This is a genomic window from Amycolatopsis aidingensis (genome assembly GCF_018885265.1).
Lineage (GTDB): Bacteria > Actinomycetota > Actinomycetes > Mycobacteriales > Pseudonocardiaceae > Amycolatopsis > Amycolatopsis aidingensis.
Window position 1 is genome coordinate 6,544,865 of sequence record NZ_CP076538.1, and the last position, 21,308, is coordinate 6,566,172.

22 protein-coding genes are annotated in these 21,308 nt (G+C 70.6%); 6 read left to right on the forward strand and 16 right to left on the reverse strand.

Annotation, left to right across the window (positions count from 1 at the left end; translation table 11 throughout):
• Window positions 1-90: 90 nt before the first annotated feature.
• From KOI47_RS29860 to KOI47_RS29885, 6 genes are all read right to left on the reverse strand, one after another.
• Complete coding sequence (locus KOI47_RS29860; protein ID WP_216210067.1) at window positions 91-810, reverse strand: hypothetical protein; 720 nt, start codon at window positions 808-810, stop codon at window positions 91-93.
• Window positions 811-995: 185 nt separating this feature from the next.
• Window positions 996-1,943, reverse strand: a complete 948-nt coding sequence (locus KOI47_RS29865) for a molybdenum cofactor biosynthesis protein MoaE (protein ID WP_216210069.1) — start codon at window positions 1,941-1,943, stop codon at window positions 996-998.
• Window positions 1,940-2,425: a cyclic pyranopterin monophosphate synthase MoaC gene (moaC, locus tag KOI47_RS29870; protein WP_216210071.1), complete on the reverse strand. Its 486-nt coding sequence runs from the start codon at window positions 2,423-2,425 to the stop codon at window positions 1,940-1,942. Before moaC ends, KOI47_RS29865 begins: the two co-directional genes overlap by 4 nt.
• Before the next feature lie 81 nt (window positions 2,426-2,506).
• Complete coding sequence (locus KOI47_RS29875; RefSeq protein ID WP_216210073.1) at window positions 2,507-3,796, reverse strand: acetyl-CoA hydrolase/transferase family protein; 1,290 nt, start codon at window positions 3,794-3,796, stop codon at window positions 2,507-2,509.
• A complete protein-coding gene (locus KOI47_RS29880; protein WP_216210075.1) occupies window positions 3,793-4,611 on the reverse strand; it encodes an HpcH/HpaI aldolase/citrate lyase family protein in 819 nt (272 codons plus the stop codon). The genes KOI47_RS29875 and KOI47_RS29880 overlap by 4 nt, the downstream gene beginning before the upstream one ends.
• A complete protein-coding gene (locus KOI47_RS29885) occupies window positions 4,608-5,141 on the reverse strand; it encodes a MaoC family dehydratase (RefSeq protein WP_216210077.1) in 534 nt (177 codons plus the stop codon). The genes KOI47_RS29880 and KOI47_RS29885 overlap by 4 nt, the downstream gene beginning before the upstream one ends.
• Window positions 5,142-5,251: 110 nt before the next feature.
• On the opposite strand from KOI47_RS29885, the gene KOI47_RS29890 reads away from it, so the two are divergent.
• Window positions 5,252-6,133 (forward strand): LysR family transcriptional regulator, encoded by an 882-nt coding sequence (locus KOI47_RS29890; protein ID WP_216210079.1) that lies wholly within the window; start codon window positions 5,252-5,254, stop codon window positions 6,131-6,133.
• Here KOI47_RS29890 and KOI47_RS29895 read toward each other — a convergent pair.
• Window positions 6,124-6,504 (reverse strand): VOC family protein, encoded by a 381-nt coding sequence (locus KOI47_RS29895; protein WP_216210081.1) that lies wholly within the window; start codon window positions 6,502-6,504, stop codon window positions 6,124-6,126. The genes KOI47_RS29890 and KOI47_RS29895 overlap by 10 nt on opposite strands.
• Window positions 6,505-6,557: 53 nt before the next feature.
• Complete coding sequence (locus KOI47_RS29900) at window positions 6,558-7,157, reverse strand: helix-turn-helix domain-containing protein (protein ID WP_216210083.1); 600 nt, start codon at window positions 7,155-7,157, stop codon at window positions 6,558-6,560.
• Window positions 7,158-7,196: 39 nt separating this feature from the next.
• On the opposite strand from KOI47_RS29900, the gene KOI47_RS29905 reads away from it, so the two are divergent.
• Window positions 7,197-7,742, forward strand: coding sequence for an arsinothricin resistance N-acetyltransferase ArsN1 family B (locus KOI47_RS29905; RefSeq protein ID WP_408629863.1), 546 nt, complete (start codon window positions 7,197-7,199; stop codon window positions 7,740-7,742).
• On the opposite strand, the gene KOI47_RS29910 is transcribed toward KOI47_RS29905, so the two are convergent.
• Together KOI47_RS29910 and KOI47_RS29915 are read right to left on the reverse strand one after the other, a co-directional pair.
• Window positions 7,730-9,127: an NAD-dependent malic enzyme gene (locus KOI47_RS29910; RefSeq protein ID WP_216210087.1), complete on the reverse strand. Its 1,398-nt coding sequence runs from the start codon at window positions 9,125-9,127 to the stop codon at window positions 7,730-7,732. The two genes, KOI47_RS29905 and KOI47_RS29910, sit on opposite strands and share 13 nt — an antisense overlap.
• A 95-nt stretch (window positions 9,128-9,222) precedes the next feature.
• Window positions 9,223-9,414 carry a hypothetical protein gene (locus tag KOI47_RS29915; protein WP_216210088.1) on the reverse strand — a complete coding sequence of 64 codons (192 nt, stop codon included), beginning with the start codon at window positions 9,412-9,414 and terminating at the stop codon, window positions 9,223-9,225.
• 92 nt (window positions 9,415-9,506) lie between these two features.
• On the opposite strand from KOI47_RS29915, the gene KOI47_RS29920 reads away from it, so the two are divergent.
• The gene (locus tag KOI47_RS29920) at window positions 9,507-11,756 is read left to right on the forward strand and encodes a helicase-associated domain-containing protein (RefSeq protein WP_216210090.1); all 2,250 of its coding nucleotides are present in this window, start codon (window positions 9,507-9,509) and stop codon (window positions 11,754-11,756) included.
• A gap of 109 nt (window positions 11,757-11,865) precedes the next feature.
• On the opposite strand, the gene KOI47_RS29925 is transcribed toward KOI47_RS29920, so the two are convergent.
• The 6 genes from KOI47_RS29925 to KOI47_RS29950 form a co-directional block, all read right to left on the reverse strand.
• Window positions 11,866-12,228 carry a DUF742 domain-containing protein gene (locus KOI47_RS29925; RefSeq protein ID WP_216210092.1) on the reverse strand — a complete coding sequence of 121 codons (363 nt, stop codon included), beginning with the start codon at window positions 12,226-12,228 and terminating at the stop codon, window positions 11,866-11,868.
• 6 nt (window positions 12,229-12,234) lie between these two features.
• Complete coding sequence (locus KOI47_RS29930; RefSeq protein ID WP_216210094.1) at window positions 12,235-12,657, reverse strand: roadblock/LC7 domain-containing protein; 423 nt, start codon at window positions 12,655-12,657, stop codon at window positions 12,235-12,237.
• Between the two features lie 397 nt (window positions 12,658-13,054).
• A complete protein-coding gene (locus tag KOI47_RS29935) occupies window positions 13,055-13,663 on the reverse strand; it encodes a GTP-binding protein (RefSeq protein WP_216210096.1) in 609 nt (202 codons plus the stop codon).
• Entirely contained in the window at window positions 13,644-14,432 is a 789-nt protein-coding gene (locus KOI47_RS29940; RefSeq protein ID WP_232376349.1) for a DUF742 domain-containing protein, read from the reverse strand. The genes KOI47_RS29935 and KOI47_RS29940 overlap by 20 nt, the downstream gene beginning before the upstream one ends.
• A gap of 36 nt (window positions 14,433-14,468) precedes the next feature.
• Complete coding sequence (locus KOI47_RS29945) at window positions 14,469-14,930, reverse strand: roadblock/LC7 domain-containing protein (protein ID WP_216210098.1); 462 nt, start codon at window positions 14,928-14,930, stop codon at window positions 14,469-14,471.
• Window positions 14,931-14,932: 2 nt separating this feature from the next.
• Window positions 14,933-18,037: a sensor histidine kinase gene (locus KOI47_RS29950; RefSeq protein WP_216210100.1), complete on the reverse strand. Its 3,105-nt coding sequence runs from the start codon at window positions 18,035-18,037 to the stop codon at window positions 14,933-14,935.
• A gap of 644 nt (window positions 18,038-18,681) precedes the next feature.
• Here KOI47_RS29950 and KOI47_RS29955 point away from each other — a divergent pair.
• Genes KOI47_RS29955 through KOI47_RS29965 form a run of 3 tightly spaced genes read left to right on the forward strand, consistent with a single transcriptional unit; the run spans window position 18,682 to window position 21,308 of the window.
• Window positions 18,682-19,710: an ABC transporter substrate-binding protein gene (locus tag KOI47_RS29955; protein ID WP_232376350.1), complete on the forward strand. Its 1,029-nt coding sequence runs from the start codon at window positions 18,682-18,684 to the stop codon at window positions 19,708-19,710.
• Between the two features lie 24 nt (window positions 19,711-19,734).
• Window positions 19,735-20,502, forward strand: coding sequence for an ABC transporter permease (locus KOI47_RS29960; protein ID WP_216210102.1), 768 nt, complete (start codon window positions 19,735-19,737; stop codon window positions 20,500-20,502).
• Window positions 20,499-21,308, forward strand: coding sequence for an ABC transporter permease (locus KOI47_RS29965; RefSeq protein WP_216210104.1), 810 nt, complete (start codon window positions 20,499-20,501; stop codon window positions 21,306-21,308). The genes KOI47_RS29960 and KOI47_RS29965 overlap by 4 nt, the downstream gene beginning before the upstream one ends.

Below are 21,308 nucleotides of genomic sequence, written 5' to 3' on the forward strand. Positions count from 1 at the left end.
TTCCTGCCTAGCAGGATCGCCTGGCCGATCAGGCCGGCGCGAGGGCCCCACCGCATATCCCCCGGGCGGTGGGGCCCTTCGCATTCCGGCTCACCAGCTGGTCAGCCGCTCCGCCACGGCCCACAGCACGCCGATGCTGGCCAGCCCGAGACCGATCACCACCGGCAGCACGAAGTACAGGCCGATCACCGTATGCGCCAGCCCGACCAGGGCCAGCACCAGCGAGAACGCGTTGCCGAACATCCGGCGCAGCACTCCGCGGATACCGGTGCCGTAGTACGGCAGGGGCTCCTCGGCAGGGGCGGGCTCGCGGGCGAGAGAAGTCAGCCAAGCAAGCCCGGCCGCCAAGGGCAGGAACACGCACAGCAGGCCGAAGTACGCGGACAGCAGGAACATGGCGCCGGGAGCGATCAGGTAGACCGCGTCCTGCTGCCCGGTCTCGACCCACTCCGCGGGCAGCACCCCCGCGTCGACCAGCTTCCTGGTGATGCCGAACGCCACCAGGGTGAGCGCCACCGTGCAGCCGGTGCCGACGCAGGCCAGGACCTGCAGCGCCCGCAGCCAGCGCAGCCTGCCCAGCCGGATCAGCACCCGTTCCAGCCATCCCGCGATACCCGCGGTGGTGCCGAGCAGCACCATGTTGAACAGGCCGTACCCCACGGCGCCCAGCACCGCCATCGTCCGGTCCGAGCCCCGCGCCAGCGCCGTCTCGAACGCGCCATAGGACGTGACGACCGTGAGTGTCGCGATGACCACGACGTACGCCGAGCCCCTGCCGGGCCCGCCGCGCGCTTGGGGAGCACGGACCACACCACTCGGATAACCACCGCCGTACATGCCCGATATCCCTTCGCCGCCTGCTTCCGACGCGAAGATCGAGCACTACCGGACCGGCATTATCCGGTGCGCACGAACCGTTACACCTTTTCTTCTCCCCGTACACGCCCCCCGGTGAGCCAATCCCCACCCACCCAAAGCCCTGAACTGTGGCGCCGTCAGGGGGAGTTGACCCACTCGTCGGTGCCGTCGGTGAAGCGCTGGTGCTTCCACACCGGCAGCCGCGCCTTGACCTCGTCCACCAGCTCGGCGCAGGCGGCGAACGCCTCGGCTCGGTGGTCCCCGGCGACCGCGCAGGCCAGCGCCACATCACCGACCTGGAGCGCGCCGAGCCGGTGGCTCACCGCCACCGCGCGCAGGCCCTGCCTGCGGCCCGCGACCTCGGAGACCACCCTGGCCAGCACGTCGCCCGCGCTCGGGTGGCCCTCGTAGTACAGCGAGGTGACCGCCCGGCCGTCGTCGTGGTCGCGCACCACCCCGCCGAAGGTCACCACGGCCCCCGCGGCGGGGTCCTCCACCATGGCGGCGTGCTGGTCCACGGACAGGGTCGCCTCGGTCACGGCGGCCAGCGCCACCCGGACCGGGGCCCCCGCCGCCTCCGGCTCCTCCGGCCCTCCTGCCGAGCCGTGCGGGGCGTGGTCGCCCCCGGCTAGCTGGTCCACGGCATGGTCGAGCACGTCGGCCAGCACCTCGAGCCCATCCTGCACTCCGCCGCGGGAACCGGGCAGGTTGACCACCAGGGTCCGGCCCGCCACCCCGGCCAGGCCGCGGGACAGCAGCGCGGTGGGCACCTTGTCGCTGCCGGCCGCGCGCACGGCGTCGGCCACCCCGGGCAGCTCGTAGTCCAGCAACGGCGCGGTCGCCTCCGGGGTGCGGTCGGTCGGCGACACCCCCGTTCCCCCGGTGGTGATGACGACCTGCGGCTCCTGCTCCAGGCAGTCCCGCAGCGCGGCGGCCACCGGCTCCCCGTCCGCCACCACCAGCGGCTCGGGAACCTCGTAGGAGCGCTCGCTGAGCCATTTCGCGATGACCGGCCCGGTCCGGTCGGCGTAGACGCCGGTGGCGGCCCGGTTGGACGCGACGATCACGCGCGCCGTCCTCTTCATCGATCGTCCCCTTCCGGACGCCGCCAGGGGCCCGCCTTGCCGCCGTCCTTGCTCTCCAGCCGTACCCCGTCCAGGGTGGCGGCCGGGTCCACCGCCTTGATCATGTCGTGCACGGTCAGACCGGCCACGGCCACGGCGGTCAGCGCCTCCATCTCCACCCCGGTGCGATCCGTGGTGCGTGCGGTCGCCGTGATCGCCACCGTTCGCTCGCCGAGGGTGAAGTCGACGTCCACCCCGGAAAGGGCGATCGAATGGCACAACGGGATCAGGTCCGGCGTGTGCTTGGCCCCCATGATGCCCGCAATCCGGGCCGTCGCGAGGGCGTCACCCTTGGCGAGGCCGCCCTCGGTGAGCAGGCCGATCACCTCCGCCGTGGTCCGCAGCACGCCGCTGGCGACCGCGGTCCGCGCGCTGGGCTGTTTGCCGGACACGTCGACCATGCGGGCCGCGCCCGCCTCGTCGAGGTGGCTCAGTTCTGCCATACCGAGCAGGTTAGTACCGTGGCCGAGGACATCGGCGTCGTCCCTGTGCACCGGTCGGCAACGGTTCCTGCTCGACGGTGTTCAGCGCAGTAGCCCCGCGGCACGGGCGTCGTGCCGCAGTCGGTCCCGGTGATCGGGGTGCGCGACGGCGATCAGCGCCATGGCACGCTCATGCAGGCTCTTGCCGCGCAACGCAGCAACTCCGTACTCGGTCACCACATGATCGACGGTGTTCTTCAGGGTGGTGACCACACTGCCGGGCGTCAGCGTGGCTTTGATCCGGCTCTCCCCCGAGCTGGTCGCCGCGTGCAACACCAGAAACGCCTGCCCACCAGGGGAGTACATCGCGCCGCGGGCGAAATCGGCCTGCCCACCCGACGACGACCAGTACCGGCCGGCGATCGTCTCGCTCGCCGCCTGCCCCATCAGGTCCACCTCACTGGTGGCGTTGATCGAGACGAAGGTGGGCTCCCTGGCCACCACCCGCGGATCGTTCACCCAGTCGACCGGCACCATGGCCACCGAGCTGTTGTTGTCCAACCAGTCCAGCAGCCGCCGCGAACCGACGCAGAACGTGGCGACGTGCTTGTTGCGCAGCTGGTGCTTGCGGGTCCCGGTGACGGCGCCGCACTCGATCAGGTCCATCATCCCGTCGGACAGCGCCTCGGTGTGCACACCGAGATCCCGGTGGCCGGTCAACGCGGCCAGCAGCGCGTCCGGGATGCGGCCGACACCGATCTGCAGGCAGGAGCCGTCGGCGATGCGCTCCGCGATGTGCCCGGCAATGGCGTGATCCCGCTCGTCCGGTGGCACCGGGACAACCTCCGGCAGCGCACGATCCGCCCGGCACCACCCGGCCACCTGGCTGATGTGCACCTGGTTCTGCCCGAACGTGCGCGGCATGTTCGCGTTGGCCTCGAGGAAGAACGGAGCCTCACCGATGAACGCCGCGGTGTAGTCGGCATTGGTGCCCAGGCTGAAGTAACCGTGCCGGTCGGGCAGGCTGGCCGCCGCCAGCACCAGCGGACGGTCGGTCACCCTGCGCAGCAACAACGGCATCTCACTGAAATGGTTCGGTACCAGATCGCAGGTTCCCGCCCAGTACGCCTCCCGCGAACCCGGACCGAGAAAGTAGTCGACGTGCCGCAACCGATCGCCGAACTCCCCGCGGATGTACCGGCGCTCGGCGAACGGATCCATCCGATGCACCCGCACCCGTTCCAACCGCTCCGCGCTGCCCTCCAGCGTGTCCAGCAGGGTCTGCGGCTCACCGAACTGGATCGGCACGATCACATCCGCACCGGGACGCAGGTGCCGCAGCACATCCCCCGGGTCATTCGGGCTGTCGACGCTAGCCGTGGTGTTGCTCAACGCTCCTCCTCGTACCCGGCCAGCACCCCGCGGGCCAGCTCCACTCGTGGCCGGTCGACCAGCTGGCCGTCCACCCGTACCGCCGAGGTGCCCGACTCGGCGACCGCGGTGAGTACCCGGCGCGCCCAGTCGACCTCCGCCGCAGTGGGCAGGAATGCCTGGTTCAGGACCTCCACCTGGTGGGGGTGCACGGCGAGCTTGCCACCGAAACCCAGCAGCCGGGCCGCGCGGGCGTCCCGGGCACACCGGTCCGGGTCGTCCAGATCCGTGGTGACCCCGTCCACGGGGGACGCGATACCGGCCACCCGGCTGCTCAGCACCAGTCGCGACCGGGCGTACCGCAGCTCCTCCTGCCCGGTTCCGGTACCCGCGTCCAGCGCGAAGTCCAGCGAGCCGAAGGCCAGCCTGCACACGCCGGGGACGCGGGCGAGCGAGGTCGCCTCGTGCACCCCGAGCGCGGTCTCCACCAGCGCGACCACGGCCACCCGTTCCGGCAGAATCCGGGCCAGCTCATGCAACTGGTCCACCTGCTCGCTTTTCGGTAACAGCAGTCCGCGCAGGCCGGGCACGTCGGCGAGGGCGGCAAGGTCGTCGGCGTGCCATTCGGTATCGGTGGCGTTGACCCGGACGAACGCGGGGTTCGTCGCCAGCCATCCGCGGACCGCGTCCCGCGCCGCCACCTTGTGCTCCGGCGCGACGGCGTCCTCGAGGTCACAGACCACCGCGTCGGCACCGCTGCCGGCGGCCTTGCCGAACCGCTCCGGCCGGTCCCCCGGCACGAACAGCCAGGACCGTGCCGACGCCGGGCCGGTCACCGCAGGGCCTTCCGCGCGCGCTCGTCCCACACCGGCCGCACCCGCGCGAGCTCGGGTCCGTGCCCCCGCCGGTAGATCAGCATGGTGCGCTCGAACACGATGACGACCTCACCCCGCTGGTTGAAGCCGGTGGTCCGCACGGTGACCACGCCAGCCTCGGGGCGGGACCGGGACGGCCGCGCCGTCAGCACCTCGGACTGCGAGTAGATGGTGTCCCCCTCGAACACCGGATGCGGTAGCCGCACCCGGTCCCAGCCGAGGTTGGCCAGGACGCGCATGGACACGTCGGTGACGCTCTGCCCGGTCACCAGCGCGAGGGTGAAGGTGGAGTCCACCAGCGGCTTGCCGAACTCGGTCTGTGCCGCGTAGTGCGCATCGAAGTGCAGTGGCGCGGTGTTCTGGGTGAGCAAGGTCAGCCAACTGTTGTCGGTCTGGGTCACCGTCCGGCCGAGGGGATGCCGGTACACGTCGCCGACGGTGAAGTCCTCGAAGTAGCGTCCCTGCCACCCGGGCTGCCCGCTGCTCGACATCCGGTGCTCCTCTCCTCGACGGGTGTACGGCATCCAGCCTCGTCCTGCCCGGCGGGATCGGAAAATGATCAGATCGCGTGACGTCGATACGCCCGGCGCATAATGGCCGCGTGGACGTCGCCGAGCTGCGCTGGTTTCTGGTCCTGGCCGAGACCGAGCATGTGACCGACGCCGCTGCAGTGCTGCACATCACCCAGCCGACCCTGTCCAGGGCGCTGCGCAGGCTGGAGACCGAGCTGGGCGTGCCGCTGTTCGACCGGGACCACCACCGGCTCCGGTTGAACCGCTACGGCGAGGCCTACCGCGAGCATGCCCGGCGAGCGCTGGACGAGCTCACCGCCGCCGAGGACCGGCTGGCCGCGTTGCGGGATCCGCGGCGGGGCACCGTCAGCCTGGCCTTCCCGCACTCCTTCGGCGGCTGGCTGATCCCGGAGCTGATCGGCGCCTACCGGGAACGAGAGCCGCAGACCCGGTTCCTGCTGCACTCCGACGCGGCCGACGCCGTGCTGGCCGCGCTCAGGGACGGCGCCGCGGACCTGGCCATCACCGGGCCCGAACCGGATGATCCGGACATCGCCTGGAACGCACTGGCCGAAGAGCGGTTGTGGCTGGCCGTGCCGCGCGGGCACCGGCTGGCCGCGCGCGACTCGGTGCGCCTCGCCGAGCTGGCAGGGGAGACGTTCATCGCCCTGCGTGCCGCGTTCGGCCTGCGGCAGATCACCGACCGGCTACTCACCGAGGCGGGCATCACCCCGGAGATCGGGATGGAAAGCACCGAGATCGCGACCATCATGGGGCTGGTCGCGTCCGGGCTCGGGGTGGCGATCGTGCCGGCACTCCCGCAGCGGGCAGGCCCGGCAGGGGCGCGGCTCGTCCCGATCGCGGGGGAAGCGGTGCGCACTATCGGCATCGCCGAGTACCGACGTCGCCCCACCGCACCCGCGGCGCGCCGGTTCGCCGAGTTCGTGACCGAAAGGTTCGATCAGTCGTAGTTGCTGAGCTCGATCAGGTTCCGATCCGGGTCCCGGATGTAGAGACTGGTGATCGGGCCGGTCGCGCCGGTCCTGCGCACCGGCCCTTCCTCGATCGGTACCCCGGCCCGATCCAGCTCGGCGACCAGGTCGCCGAGCGGGTCGACGGTGATGAAACACAGGTCGGCGCTGCCCGGCGTGGCATGCTCGGCCTTCGGCTCGAACTCGCCACCGGCCTGGTGCAGGTTGATCTTGCTCTGGCCGTAGCGCAGCGCCCTACGGCCACCATGGAAAGTCACCTCGGTCATGCCGAGCACCCCGGTGTAGAACGCGATCGTGGCTTCCGGATCGGCCACCGTCAGCACCAGGTGGTCGAGTCGTTCGATGCGCATGTCACACCCTGCCTCAAATGGGTTCGGCGACCGCGCGCCTTCTTGAACCCAGCCTAGTTCGGGTCCGCCCGCGCCGCCGGTTGGCCGGGCCACGGGTCCCGCTTGGCGAGGGCGACCAGGTACCGGCAGGGTTCGGCGGCCGGGTTGTGGAACGACGTCGGGGACGGCGGGCCGAGCTGCAGGCAGTCGCCCTCTTCGAGCTCGTGCACCACCTCGCCCTCCCGGAAGCGCAGGTGGCCGCGCAGGATCCAGAGCTGCTGGTACTTGAACACGTACGCCTCGGCGCCGTAACTGACCTCCGCGCCCGGCGGCAGCTCCACCTCGACCAATTCCAGCGGGCCGCCCGCGGGCGGGGAGACCGCGCGGCGCCGGTAGCCACTGTCCGGGTCGGTCCAGGTGGGCTGCTCCGCGGCCCGCGCCAGCCGCCCGCTTCCACCCTCCGCGCGGGCGATGAGCTCGGACAGCGTCAGGCCGAGGGCACCGGAGAGTCGGCCGAGCAGCGCGGCGGTCGGCTGCGCATCCCCGCGTTCGATCTTGCCGATCATCGCCCGGGACACCCCGGAACGCTCGGCCAGCGCCCCGACGGAAAGGCCGTGCGCCAGCCGGGCGGTGTGCACGGTGGCCGCCAGCGAGGCGGACAACGGATCCGACATGCCTGCACTATAGTGTTCAGATTAGCTACGATGATAGCCATGGACGCCGGAAACCGGACGATTCGCGACGCCTCCGCGCGGGACGCCGAGGCCTGCGCCGCGATCTACGCCCCCTATGTCACCGATACCGCGATCTCGTTCGAGAGCGAGCCGCCCTCGGCCGCCGAGATGGCCGAGCGCATCACCGCCGCGAACCGCACGCATGCCTGGCTGGTGCTGGAGGAAGCGGGCACGGTGGTCGGCTACGCCTACGGCAGCCCGTTCAAGTCCAGGGCGGCGTATCGCTGGTCCTGCGAGGTCAGTGTCTACCTGGACGCCACAAGGCGGCGCACCGGCGGCGGCCGCGCGCTCTACCTGGCGCTGTTCGACCGCCTTGCCGGGCGCGGGTTCCGCACCGCCGTCGCCGGGATGACCCTGCCGAACGAGGCCAGCGCCGGCCTGCACCACGCCATGGGGTTCGAGCCGGTCGGCACCTACCGGCAAATCGGCTGGAAACACGGCGCCTGGCGGGACGTGGCCTGGGTGCAGCGGACGCTCGTCCCGGCCGGGGAAGAACCCGCCGAACCGGATACTCAGCCCGCCTGAGCCTCCCGGCGCACGGTGGCCTTGACCGCATCCGCCACGGCGGGCGCCACCGCGGAGTCGAACACGCTGGGCACGATGAACGAGGCGTTCAGCCTGCCGTCGTCCACCACATCGGCGATGGCGTTGGCGGCGGCCAGCAGCATCTCGTCGTCGATGTGGTGAGCATGCGCGTCCAGCAGCCCGCGGAAGACCCCGGGGAACGCCAGCACGTTGTTGATCTGGTTCGGGTAGTCGCTGCGGCCGGTGGCAACGACGGCCGCGTGTTGCTGCGCCTCGATCGGGTCGATCTCCGGATCCGGGTTGGCCAGCGCGAACACCACCGCGTCCTCGGCCATGGTGGCGACCTGCTCCGCGCCGAACAGGTTCGGTGCGGACACGCCGATGAACACGTCCGCCCCGACCAGCGCCTCATGCAGGGTGCCGGACACGTTGTGCGAGTTGGTGTTCGAAGCCACCCAGCGCAGGTTGTCGTCCAGGTTGGACCGTCCGGAATGGACGATTCCGTCGATGTCGACGGCCACCACGTCGCCGGGGTTCTTCCGCAGCAGCAGCCGGATGATCGCCGATCCCGCGGCACCCACCCCGCTCACCACGATCTTGCACTGCTCGATCGGCTTGCCGACCACCCGCAGCGCGTTGCGCAACGCGGCAACGACCACGATCGCCGTGCCGTGCTGGTCGTCGTGGAACACCGGGATGTCCAGCCGCTCGCGCAGCCGCGCCTCGATCTCGAAGCAGCGCGGGGCGGCGATGTCCTCCAGGTTGATCCCCGCATACACCGGGGCCAGCGCCTGCACGGTGCGGATGATCTCTTCGGTGTCCTGGGTGTCCAGGCACACCGGCCAGGCGTCCACATCGGCGAACTTCTTGAACAACGCCGCCTTGCCCTCCATCACCGGCAGCGCCGCGGCCGGGCCGATGTTGCCGAGGCCGAGCACGGCCGAGCCGTCGGTGACCACGGCCACCGTGTTGCGCTTGATGGTGAGCCTGCGCGCGTCCTCCGGATTGGCCGCGATGGCCTGGCAGACCCTGGCCACTCCGGGCGTGTAGGCGCGGGAGAGGTCATCCCGGTTACGCAGGGCCACCTTGGGGTTCACCTCCAGCTTGCCGCCGAGGTGCAGCAGGAAGGTGCGGTCGGAGATCTTGCGCACCCGGACGCCGGACAGCCCGTTCAGCGCCGTGGTGATGTCCTCGGCGTGATCGGCTGAGGAGACGTTCGCGGTGATGTCGACGACGATGGCGTCGGACCGGGACTCGACGACGTCGAAGGCCGTGAGCACGCCGCCCACCTTGCCGACCGCCGTGGTCAGGTCACCCGCCGCGCTCGCCGAGGGCGGCGCCTCGACTCGGACGGTGATCGAATAACCGGGACCGGGAACCGGCATGGGCTCTAACCCCCGCATGCGTGCTTGGTTGGTTGCCGCCAAACACTAGCGCGGGTCACGACGCCCCGAGCGGGGCGTATGCAACTCGCCGGTAACTACTCCCGCCAGTTGATCTCGGTTTCGGGGTGCACGTACGGCACCTTCTTCAGCGGGAAGGTCACGTCCCCGAACGGGGAGAGGGCGCCCTGCCGGTCGGCGGCCAGCTCGGAGACGGGGTGCTCGCCCTCGGCCGCCTTCGGCCAGGTGGGGTCGATCCGGTCCTGCTTACCGTTGTCGGCCTTGGCCACGTCATCCTCCCGAACTCGTGCGTGAACCAGGTCCAGTGTGCCTGACCGGCGGGCGGCGATCACCACCGACCACCCCCGTATCCTCGGACATGATGCCCGCGACCTCCCTTGCGGACTGGCTGCGCTCGGTCTCCGACGAGGCGCTGGCCACGCTGCTACGCACCCGGCGCGACCTGGCCACGCCACCGCCGGCCGACGCGGGCGTGCTCGCGACCCGGGCAGGCACCCCGGGGTCGATCGCCCGCGCCTGCGAGGACCTGGACACCTTCACCCTGGCCGTGCTGGAAACGCTGCTGGTTGTCGATGCCGACACCGAGCCTGCCACCCGCGACCGCATCGGCGAGCTGCTCGGCGCGCAGCCCGGCCCGGCGCTGGACCGGCTGCGCGGGCGGGCGCTGGCCTGGGGCGAGGACGACGCCCTGCGGGTCGCCCCGGCCCTGCGTGAGGTACTCGGTTCCTACCCGGCCGGGGTCGGCGCCCGCGCGCCCGAGCTGGCCGGGACCGACCCCGCCGACCTGGCAGCCCAGCTGGAGCGGCTCGGCGCGGACGAGCGTGCCCTGCTCGACAAGCTGGCCGACGGGCCGCCGGTTGGCCGCACCAGGGACGCCGCGACCGAGGTTCCACTGGCCGAGGCTGACACCCCGGTCCAGCGGCTGCTGGCCCGTGGGCTGCTGCTGCGCCGCGACGCGGAGACCGTGGAGCTGCCGAGGGAGGTGGCGATCGCGCTGCGCGGCGGGCGGCTGTTCCTGCCGGACACCCTGACGGAACCGGAGCTGCCGATCACCGCGCACGAGCGCACCGCGGTGGACGAGGCCGGCGCGGGCGAGGCCATGGAGCTGCTGCGCCGGATGGAGAACCTGCTGCTGGCCTGGTCCGCGCAGCCGCCGCCGGTGCTGAAGTCCGGCGGGCTCGGCGTGCGGGAGCTGCGCAGGCTGGCCCGCGACATCGAGGTGCCGGAGGCCACGGCGACGCTGCTGGTCGAGCTGGCCGCGGGCGCCGGGCTGGTCGCCGACAGTGCCGCGGGCACCCCGGAGTGGGTGCCGACCACGCTCACCGACAGCTGGCTGGCCTCCCCTCCCGCCCAGCGCTGGGCCACCCTCGCCCAGGCGTGGCTGGACCTGCCGCGACTGCCCGGCCTGGCCGGGCAACGGGATGCCAAGGACAAGCCGCTGGTCCCGCTCTCCGAGGAGCTGCGCAGGCCGCAGGCGCCACTGGCCCGACGCCGGGTGCTGGACACGCTGGCCGAGCTGCCTGCCGGGGCGGGGGTGGACAGCGTGGAGGCGCTGGTGCGGGTACTCGCCTGGCGGGCACCGCGCCGCGGCGGACGGCTGCGGGACGAGGTGGTGCGGCAGACCATGGCCGAGGGCACCGCACTGGGCCTGGTGGCGCACGGCGCCCTGGGCACGGCCACCGGCGCGCTGCTGGCGGACGACCGGCCCGCGGCGGTGGAGGCGATGATCGAGGCGCTGCCGACCCCGGTCGACCACATCCTGGTGCAGGCGGACAACACGGTGGTGGCACCGGGACCGCTGGAGCCCGAGCTGGCCACCGAGGTGGCGACCGTCGCCGAGGTGGAGTCGGCGGGGCACGCCACGGTCTACCGGGTCACCGAGGCCTCGGTGCGGCGGGCACTGGACACCGGGCGTACCGCGGCCGAGCTGCACGAGCTGTTCGCCACCCGTTCGGCGACGCCGGTCCCGCAGTCGCTCTCCTATCTGATCGACGATGTGGCGCGCAGGCACGGCAGGCTGCGCGGCGGCGCCGCGGGTTCGTTCCTGCGCTGCGACGACGAGGTGCTGGTCGCGGAGGTGCTGAGCAGCGCCGCGGCCGGGGAGGTGGAGCTGCGCCGGATCGCGCCCACCGTGCTGGTCAGCCCGTTCCCGCTGGCCGAGGTGCTGGACGAGCTGCGCAAGGCGGGGTTCGCCCCGGCGGCGGAGGGCCCGGACGGCCGGGTGGTGGACCTGCGCCCCGCGGGCAGGCGGATCCCGCCGAATGCGCCCCGGTCCCGCCCGGTGCGCACCGAGCAGGCCGGGATCAGCCAGGAACAGCTCACCGCCGTGATCGCGCACCTACGGGCGGGCGACCGCGCGGCGAGCAGCAGGCGCGGTTCGGTGGCGCGGCTGCCCGGCGGCGGTGGCGCCGACACCTCGGCCACCATGGCGCTGCTGTCCCGCGCCACCAGGGAGCAGCGTGAGGTCTGGATCGGGCTGGTGGACTCGCACGGCACCGCGAGCCAGCGGGTGGTCACCCCGGTGCGGGTCGGCGGCGGGGTCCTGGAGGGCGCCGACAGCGAGCGTTACCCGCTGCACCGGATCACCTCGGCCGCGCTGGTGGAGGACTGACCGAAAGCCCTGAACGTGGCGTTCGCGACGTTAGATGTCGCGAACGGCACGATTGGGACGTTGAACGCCCTGAACGCCACGTTCAGGTTCCGACGGGGGGGTGGCCTGGTCAGAGGGCGCGCAGGCCGGCCAGCACCCGCTCGAGGAACTCCTGGGAGGAACGGTCGCCGACGAACAGGCCGGGCTGGTGGATGAGCACGAGCCCGGCCTCGGCGAGGTCACCGACGAGCACCTTCACCACGCCAAGCGGCAGCGCAAGATGGGCGGCGACCTCGGCAACCGAACGGGTCTCGGTGCACAGGTCGCAGATGCCGCGATGCGCCACCGAGGTCGCGCCCTCGTGCCGCCTGCCCTGCTCGCTGGTGGACACCAGCGCCTCCAGCTCGAGATCGCGCTCCGGCCGGGTACGCCCTCCGGTACGGGCATAGGGCCGTACCAGCGAACGGTGCTCGGCGCGTCTCGGCATTTCCATCGGCGGCTACCCGCGTACGCCGCCCTGGAGCTGCTCGCGCAGCTCCGGCGTCATCTGCTGGCCGACCCGGTCCACCAGCATGGTCATCTCGTAGGCCACGGTGCCGATATCGCAGGTCGGGGCGGCCAGCACGGCCAGGCAGGAGCCGTCGCTGATGGACATCAGGAACAGGTAACCCCGTTCCATCTCCACCACGGTCTGGTTCACGTTGCCTGCCTCGAAGCAGCGGGCCGCGCCCTGGGTGAGGCTGATCAGCCCGGAGGCCACGGCGGACAGCTGCTCGGCCCGCTCCTGCGGCAGGCCGTCGGAGTTCGCCAGCAGCAGGCCGTCCGCGGACACCACGACGGCGTGCGCCGCGCCGGGTACCCTGCGCACGAAGTCGGTGATGAGCCAGCCGAAGTTGCCCGACTGCTGGGCCGAACCTGCCACTGTTCCTCCATCGTTCGTTCGGCGCCGGACGAAGCGTGGCCGTACCCGGTAACGCCTGTGCCCTATCAACGTCGCTGGGATCCCTCGGCAAAGGGTATTCATCAGGGCAACGCTGTCGAGCCCACTCCCCTTGCCGTGATCGACACCAAGGGTGTATGAACCAGCGCGGACCGCAGCACAATGACCTGGGTCACAGGTATCGGCCAACCGGGTGACAGCTGGGTTTCAGCAGGTCAGCACGGAGACGGGCAGGGTGCAACGCCGGTGCGGCACCGCCGGCCGGGCAGATCATGCATGGCGGAGGCGGTTGGCGGGCCCACCGAAGAGATCACCCCGAAATTCCGGAGTTCACCCCAACGGCCGCACCCATCCGGGAAGAGGCCCGGCGAACCCGGCCTCAGCCGGCGCGCAGTGCGGTGTCGTGCGCGATGGCATGCTGCACCACCGAGATCAGCACCTGCTTGGTCGACTCGCGGTCCCGCGCGTCGCAGGCCATGATCGGCACCGAGGGGGCGATGGTCAGCGCGTGCCGCACGTCCTCGATCTGATGGTGCAGCAGCCGGTCGAAACAGTTGATCGCCACGATGTAGGGCAGCTTGCGGTTCTCGAAGAAGTCGATCGAGGCGAACGCGTCGGACAGCCGCCGCGTGTCCACCAGCACCACCGCCCCGATGGCGCCGAGGGCGAGGTCGTCCCACATGAACCAGAACCGGTGCTGACCCGGCGTCCCGAACACGTAGAGCACCAGGTCGGAATCCAGCGAGATCCGCCCGAAGTCCATCGCCACCGTGGTGGTGATCTTGTTCGGGGTCGCCGAGACGTCGTCCACCGACACGCTGGCCTCGGTCATCGAGGCCTCGGTGGTCAGCGGGTCGATCTCGGAGACCGCTCCGACCAACGTGGTCTTGCCAACTCCGAACCCGCCGGCAACCACGATCTTGGCCGATGAGGTGGGTCCTGCCGCTGCCGACGTGTTCGCGTCGGAGTCAAACTCTCCGAAGCCCACTGAGCACCCTTTCCATGAACTCGATACTCGGCCGCTCCCCGGATGCTGCGCTCGCGGTATGCACGAGCACCAGCCCGAGGCCGGCCACATCACCAACCAGCACGCGCACGACGCCCAGCGGTAGCCGCAGCAGCGCGGCGACCTCGGCGACCGAACGGGTGTCCAGGCACAGGTCACAGATCGACCGGTGTTCCGGCACGCGGACGCGGTCGGTATACCGGCCCTGCTCGCTCGTCTGCACCAGCGCCTCGATGGCGAGGTCGTAGGTCGGCCGCGTGCGGCCGCGTGTGCGGAAGTACGGCCGGACCAGCCCCGAGCTGGGCTCGGGTTCCTGGCTGGCCTGGCGCGGGAAACCGGGGATGGACTGCTCCGGCGGCTCCGGGTCCAGCGAGCGCTCGCCGAAGGCCACGAACCCTTCCCGTGGCTCGTCGAAGCGGCCGTCGAACTCCTCGTCCCGGTCGGCGTCTCTGCCCCTGGAGACGCCGTACAGCTCGGCACCGGGACCGCTGAGCAGCCGGTCCCGGTAGTCGGTCACGTCGAACGAGGCCGGGTCGCCCGCCGTACCCGACTCGGCGTGATACAGCCAGTCCTCGCTACCGCTCACCGAGCCGTAGGCCTGGTCCGGGTCGTAGCCACGCCCCCGCCACGACCGGTCCCGCCGGTCGTCCCAGTCTTCCCCAGCCATGTCGTTGTCCGATTCGTCCGGCCACCGTGCCACGGAATGGCCACCACCGAGCTGTCGATTACCGCGGAAACGCCCTGAGTCCACATCCTTCTCCTCAGCCGCGCTCGACCGGCACGCCTGTCATCGCCGCACCGAACCCTGCAACTGCGCCCGCAGCTCGGGCGTCATCTGCTGGCCGACCCGGTCCACCAGCAGGGTCATCTCGTAGACGACGAGACCGATATCGCTGTCCGGGGCGCCGAGCACCGCGAGGCAGGAACCGTCCGAGACCGACATCAGGAACAGGAAGCCGTTGGCCATCTCGACCACGGTCTGCGCGACCGAGCCGCCCTCGAACACCTGCGCGGCACCCCTGGCCAGACTGGTCAGGCCGGAGGCCACCGCGGCGAGCTGATCGGCCCGGTCCTTGGGCAGACCGCGGGAGGCCGCCAGCAGCAACCCGTCCGCGGAGACCACGACGGCATGCGCCGCGCCAGGAACGCGATGAACGAAATCGGTGATGAGCCAGGCAAAACTGCCCTGCTGCGCCGGCTTGCCCTGCTGCTTCGGCCCACCCGGCTGCGCTGCACCCGCCCGTTGCACACTCACTCCTTAGCCCCGTGTTCGGCAGATCGATCGCCCGTGCCCTGGACGCCGCCCCGCCCGTTGACACCCACGGCATCGGGCCGATAGGTGGAGTCGGTCACGTCATCGTCCTCCCGGAGCGCATGCCTGCCGCTCCGGTAACCCTGCTGGAAGCTCATCATCCGGCTCCGCGCGGCGGCCGCGGACCTGGCGATGGCTCCCTGCCCCGGCTGCGCCGAGGTGGTGTCGGTGAAGGCGTTGCTCTCCGAGGAAGAGACCGAACCCGGCACCAAGTATGCGTTGGGCACCCGCTTGGGCAGCCCGGCCGGGGTGATCTCCTCGTTCTTGGACTCGAGCAGCGACTGTGCCGCCTGCCAACCGTCGTCGGACACGCTGGTCCACTCCGACGCCACGGCCGCTCCCTCCGGTTCTTCCGCCGCGTCGGCCCGGTGTTCCTGCTGTTCGGGTTCGGCATCGGCGTAATCTTCCTGCTCGACCGGTTCCTCTCCCTCCTCGCTGAACCAGCGCGACAGCACCGACTGGTAGATCGGCAACCGCTTGGTCGGGACGTCGTCGTCCAGGGCGCTGCCGTCCCCGTCCACCTCGTCCTTCGGCCATTCCGGCGCCACCGGGACGTACCGGGGTTCGTCCGTGGGCAGCGACAGCATGTACGACGTGTCCGCCGCGGACAAGTCCGTGTCGTCCTCCTTGCGGTGCGCCCCGGCAGGCTGCTCCTCGTACTCGCCGGGGTCCTTCGGCCTGCGCGGTGGCGGCAACGGCGGCGGCGTGTCGTCCGGCGCCGAGCTCAGGAACGGGCCCGCGGCCTTGGAGGTACCCCCGCCGACCAGGTCGTCCAGGCTGATCGGCTGGTCCAGCGGCTTCAGCCCGCCCTGCTCGACGAGCTGGGTCTGCTCCTCCGACGCAGGCTCCGGTGCCGGTGCCGGTGCCGGTGGCGCGGGCGGCGTGCCGGAAGGGCCACCCGGATCCATCGGCGGCGAACTGGGCGGCCCTGCCGGTTCGGACGGCACGGAGGACACCGGCCGCACCGGCGGGATCGAGGGCAGGGAGGGCGAGGAGGACTCCTCGGGCCGCTCCGGGGCGGGCGCCCGCAACTGCTCGGGGCCGAAGGACTCCGTCGAGGGCGCGGCGCTGAGCAGTTCAGCCGGCACCACGATCCGGGCGATCACGCCGCCCTCGATGTCCTCGTTCTCGCGCAGCCGCACCTCGATGCCGTGCCGCTGGGCCAGCCGGGCGACCACGTACAGGCCCATCCGCCTTGTCACCGACACGTCCAGGTCCGGCGGGTCGGCGAGGCGCTCGTTGGCCTCGGCGACCTGGTCCTCGCTCATCCCGACACCACGGTCGGTGATCTGGATGGCGAGTGCCTTCCGCCTTGTCACCACCGCGCGCACGCTGACCTTGGTCTCCGGCTCGGAGAAGTAGGTCGCGTTGTCCAGCAGCTCGGCCAGCAGGTGCACCAGGTCGTGAATGGTGCGGCCCTGCACCGCGACCTCCGGAACGGTGCCGACCTCGACCCTGGCGTACTGCTCGATCTCCGATACCGCGGCGCCGATCACGTCCGCGGCAGGCACCGACCTGGTGACCGACTTGGCGAGCCCGGCACCGGAAAGCACCAGCAGGCTCTCGCCGTTGCGCCGCAGCCGGGTGGCCAGGTGGTCCAGCTCGAACAGGCTGGCCAGCTGGTCCGGGTCCTGTTCCTCGGCCTCCAGCCGGTCGATCACGCCGAGCTGGCGTTCCACCAGCCGCTGGCTGCGCCGGGAGAGGTTGACGAAGATGCGGTTCACGTTCTCCCGCAGCAACGCCTGTTCGGCCGCCATCCGGATGGCCCGCTCGTGCACCACGTCGAAGGAGCGGGCGACCTCGCCGATCTCCTCGTTGGTCTGCACCGGGACCGGGTCCACCGCGCCCCGGGATGCCTCCATCGGGTTCGGGTCGGCGAGGATCCGGCGCACCGTCTCCGGCAGCCGGACGTAGGCCACCTCGAGCGCGTTGGTCCGCAGCGTGCGCAGCGGACCGAGCAGCGAACGCGCGATGACCAGCATCAACGCCAGCGCCGCGATCAGCGCGGCCAGCACGATCCCGGAGAAGACCCAGGCCGACTCGGTGGCGTTCGCGGCGAGCAGGTCGGCCCGGCCACGCAGCTGGCCGAGCAGCTCGGACTCGACCTGGCGCATCTTGTCGATGGTGGCGGCGCCGTCGTTGGTCAGCGCCTCGTCGTTGATGTTGAGCGGTTCCCGCTCCCGGTCCCGGACGAACGCGGCCAGCTTGATCCGCTCGCGGTTGTCCACCTCGGTACCGCTGACCGTGTCGGAGTACAGCTGCTGCTGCGCCGGGCTGGCGTTGGAAAGGAAGTCCTCGACCCCGGCGCGCGCCCCCGCCTGTGCGGCGAAGGTCCGTTCCAGCAGGTCGGCGGGGAACTGGTTGCGGCCAGCCGCGATATGCAGCGCGGCATTCTCCCTGGCGGTGGCCTCCTTGGCCTCGCTGAGCGACTGGACCAGGGTGCCCTGCCGGAGCAGCTCCCGCTCGGTGACCGCGGCGTTCACCTCCCGGCCGAGCTGCACCAGCGCGTCCAGGATCGAGTTGTAGGTCACGAAGGCGGCCATGTCCGGGTAGTTGGAGCTGATCGCGTTCCGCAGCGCGGGCAGCGCGTCCAGCCGTTGCAGGCCGCGGTTGTACCGCACGCTGGCGGCGGGGTCGTCGATCTCCAGCTGGTCGGCGGCCGAGCGCAGGTCCCGTACCGCGGCGTCCACCCTGGCGATCTGCGAGTCCAGCGCGGCCCGCTCCAGCGAGCCGCTCGCGATCCGGTCCACCGCGAGCGTGCGCTCCGCCTGCAGGGCGTGCACCACCGCGGTCAACCTGGCGGCGACGTCGACCTGGTCGACGGTCTGGTTGAACTCCTCAGCCCGGTTCAGCTCGTCCATCGTGCGCAGGCCACCGAGGACCACCGCGGTGACCATCGGCACGATCAGCACCGCGGCGAGCTTGGAACGTAGTCGCCAGTTCCGCAGCTTCCACCTGGAGCCGCCCGGCTCCGTTTCGCGTGCACGGTCGTCCTGCTCGGTCGCGGGAGTCCCGCCTACCTCCGCGGCTTCTGTCCTCGGCACCGCTCTATCACCATCGTTCTCCGAGCTGGATACGAACCCGGGTTCGCCACCAGGCACTAGCAGCACACTCCCTGCATGCGAGCCGACTCCCGGTCACCCGGACGGGATCGGTTCAGCGGCAGCATTGCGTCGCGGCCGTGCGCCGGTCAACCCAGCCGGCCCAGTCAACCTCACGCCGTCATACGCGTTCACCGGTTAAGGCCATCCTTTCGAAAGCGCCCGGGGACGGACCGGCGAGCCGCGGGTGCACGGCGTCGCTGGGCCATTCAGCGCACTCTCTTATCACTACATTGGTGGTCTATACCTGGTTGCAGGTACAGAAGGTAGCGAAGTCCGCGCGGTGATGTAACCCTCACAGGTTCGTCGCCGAACATCACAGTGACCGTCCACGACCGTCCTGGGGTGCATCGCGCTGCGGCCCTCGCCAACTTCAAGCCAGCCGAGAGTAAAGCAGGTCACATCCAAGTGCATCCGATCGAGTGATGCAAGATACCGAGAGAATTAGTCTAGGCACCGATTGTGATGGGGGCCTGCGGTCTTTAGAGTGTCCCGCGTGTGGCCCCGGGAGGCGCTGCCCAGTGCTGTCCGGAGCCCGCGAAAATCCAACCCGTCCCCACCTCATCTCACCCCACGAGGAGTTGGCATTGCTTCGAAACGCCACCAGGACCGTGCGGTCCCGCAGCCGCCGCACCAGACTGGGCATACTCGCGACCTCACTCGTCATGCTGGCCTCGGTCAGCGGCTGCGGCCTGCTCGGCGGTGAGTCCGAAGACTCCGCCGAGGGTGGCAACGGCCCCCTGGAGAAGTCCAAGATCACCGTCTCGATCATGCCGACCATCGACCTTGCGCCCCTGCACCTGGCGATGAAGAACGGCTACTTCAAGGAGGAAGGCCTCGAGATCGAGACGATCAGCGCCAAGAGCGGGCAGAACTCGCTGACCAAGCTGATCAGCGGTGAGGTGGATATCGCCTACAGCAGCTACAGCCCGTTCTTCCTTGCGCAGTCGAAGGGCGTCGCGAACCTGAAGTTCGTCGCCGATGCCTCCTCCGCCGCGCCGAACAGCACGTTGATCATGGCCATACCGGACTCCAAGGTGCAGTCGGTGCAGGACCTCGAGGGCAAGCGGATCGGGATCACCGCGAAGGGCACCATCATCGAGGTGCTGGTGAAGTCGACCATGCAGGCCAACGGTGTGGACTTCAGCAATGTGGAATGGGTGGAGATCCCGTTCCCGGACACCGCGGCGGCGCTGGAGAACGAGCAGGTCGACGCCGCCTTCCTCACCGAGCCGTTCATCACCCAGGCGGAGAAGAGCATCGGCGCGGTGCCGGTGGCCGACACCGCCAAGGGGCCGACCAAGGACTTCCCCACCGCGGGCTACGGTGCCAGCGCCGACTTCGCGGACAACAACCCGAAGACCGTCGCCGCGTTCCAGCGGGTGATGCAGAAGGCGACCAACGAGGCACTGGCCGACCGGAGCAAGATCGAGCCGCTGCTGGTCGAGCACAGCAAGATCGACGCGGACACCGCGAAACTGGCCACCCTGCTGACCTTCCAGTCCGCACTGGACCCGCAGCGGCTGCAGCGCGTCCCCGACCTGCTGCTGGAGTTCGGCATCATCAAGCAGGCCGTGGATGCTTCGCAGATGATCGCCAAGCCCGCGGCGGACTGACCCGAGACAGGCGCTGACTCTGACGTGCGACCGTTCTACCGAAACCTGGCCGGCCTGATCGGCTTCTTCGTGCTCTGGGAAGCAGTCGTTCGGGCCGGCCTCGTGCGGGAGGTCTTCCTGCCGCCGCCGAGCGAGGTGCTGACCAGCCTGGCGGAACTGCTCGGCCAGGAGTCCTTCCTGCGTGACATCATCGCCAGCCTGCTCGCCTGGGCGATCGCCATGTGCGTCGCGATCGGGATCGCCGTCCCTGCCGGGTTGCTGCTCGGCAGCATCCCTGGGCTGCGGGTCGCCACCAGGGCGATCGTGGAGTTCCTGCGCCCGATCCCCTCGGTGGCGCTGATCCCGCTGGTGATCCTGGTGATCGGCGGCGGGCCGGAAGCCAAGATCACCCTGGCCGTGTACGCCTCGCTGTGGCCGATCCTCTACAACACCATCTACGCCTTCGACGAGATCGACCCGTTGCTCATCGACACCGCCCGCTCCTGCGGCACCAGCAGGACGCGGATCCTGCGCACCGTGGCGCTGCCGCACGCGGCGCCGTTCATCTTCACCGGGATCAGGATGTCCGGCGCGATCGCGCTCATCCTGGTGGTGAGCACCGAGTTCATAGCCGGGGCGCATCGCGGGATCGGAAACTTCATCCTGGAGGCCAGCGGCGGCGCGGGCCGGATGGACCTCGTGCTGGCCGGGACCGTCGTGGCCGGGCTGGCCGGTTACCTGATCAACGAGGGCCTCGAACGGGTCGGCAGGCGGCTGTTCCGCTGGAACACGGCCGAAACGGAGGCGACGTGAGGTACGTTCTCGGCTTCCTGCGCCGCTGGTCGTTGTTCATCGGCGCAGTGGTGCTGTGGGAGGTGGGCACCCGGGCCGCGGGGAGCCCGTTCTTCCCCCCGCCGACCGCCATCCTGGCCAGCGCGGGCGAGCAGTGGTTCTCCGGCCCCGCCTACCGGCTGTTCCTCGGCGAGTACGTGTTCGAGGACATCCTGCCCAGCCTCAGCCGGGTGCTCGGCGGCTGGGCGATCGCGGTGGTGCTCGGCGTCGGGCTGGGCACCGCGCTGGGCCGCTCGCGCACCGGGATGGACTACGTGGGGCCGCTGTTCGGCTTCATCAGGGCGATCCCGCCGCCGACCCTGATCCCGGTGTTCCTGCTGCTGTTCGGCCTTGGCACGGGCATGCAGCTGATCACCATCGTGTTCGGCGCGCTGTGGCCGATCCTGCTGAACACCGTGGACGGGGTCCGCTCGGTGGATCGCACCAAGCAGGAGACCGCGCGCTCCTTCGGCACCCCACGGCACTACTGGATCGCCGGGGTGGTGCTGCCCGCCGCCCTGCCGAAGATCTTCGCCGGGTTACGGCTGAGCCTGTCCATCGCCTTGATCCTGATGGTCATCTCGGAGATGGTCGGAGCACCGCACGGGATCGGGGCCCAGCTGATCTTCGCCAAGCAGCACTTCGAGTTCCCTGCCATGTGGGCGTGGATCGTGCTGCTCGGCGCCCTCGGCTACGGGCTGAACGCATTGCTGCTCGTGGTGGAGCGCCAGGTGCTCAGCTGGCAGCCGAGCCGCGGCGCGGAACAAACCCAGACCAGGGGAGGATGA

Coding starts and splice junctions, on each gene's coding strand:
- KOI47_RS29895 (WP_216210081.1), bottom strand. CDS start 6,504: ATGCGCATCGAACGACTCGACCACCTGGTGCTGACGGTGGCCGATCCG.
- KOI47_RS29905 (WP_408629863.1), top strand. CDS start 7,197: ATGGACGCCGGAAACCGGACGATTCGCGACGCCTCCGCGCGGGACGCC.
- moaC (WP_216210071.1), bottom strand. CDS start 2,425: ATGGCAGAACTGAGCCACCTCGACGAGGCGGGCGCGGCCCGCATGGTC.
- KOI47_RS29865 (WP_216210069.1), bottom strand. CDS start 1,943: ATGAAGAGGACGGCGCGCGTGATCGTCGCGTCCAACCGGGCCGCCACC.
- KOI47_RS29925 (WP_216210092.1), bottom strand. CDS start 12,228: ATGGAAATGCCGAGACGCGCCGAGCACCGTTCGCTGGTACGGCCCTAT.
- KOI47_RS29910 (WP_216210087.1), bottom strand. CDS start 9,127: ATGCCGGTTCCCGGTCCCGGTTATTCGATCACCGTCCGAGTCGAGGCG.
- KOI47_RS29920 (WP_216210090.1), top strand. CDS start 9,507: ATGCCCGCGACCTCCCTTGCGGACTGGCTGCGCTCGGTCTCCGACGAG.
- KOI47_RS29885 (WP_216210077.1), bottom strand. CDS start 5,141: ATGTCGAGCAGCGGGCAGCCCGGGTGGCAGGGACGCTACTTCGAGGAC.
- KOI47_RS29900 (WP_216210083.1), bottom strand. CDS start 7,157: ATGTCGGATCCGTTGTCCGCCTCGCTGGCGGCCACCGTGCACACCGCC.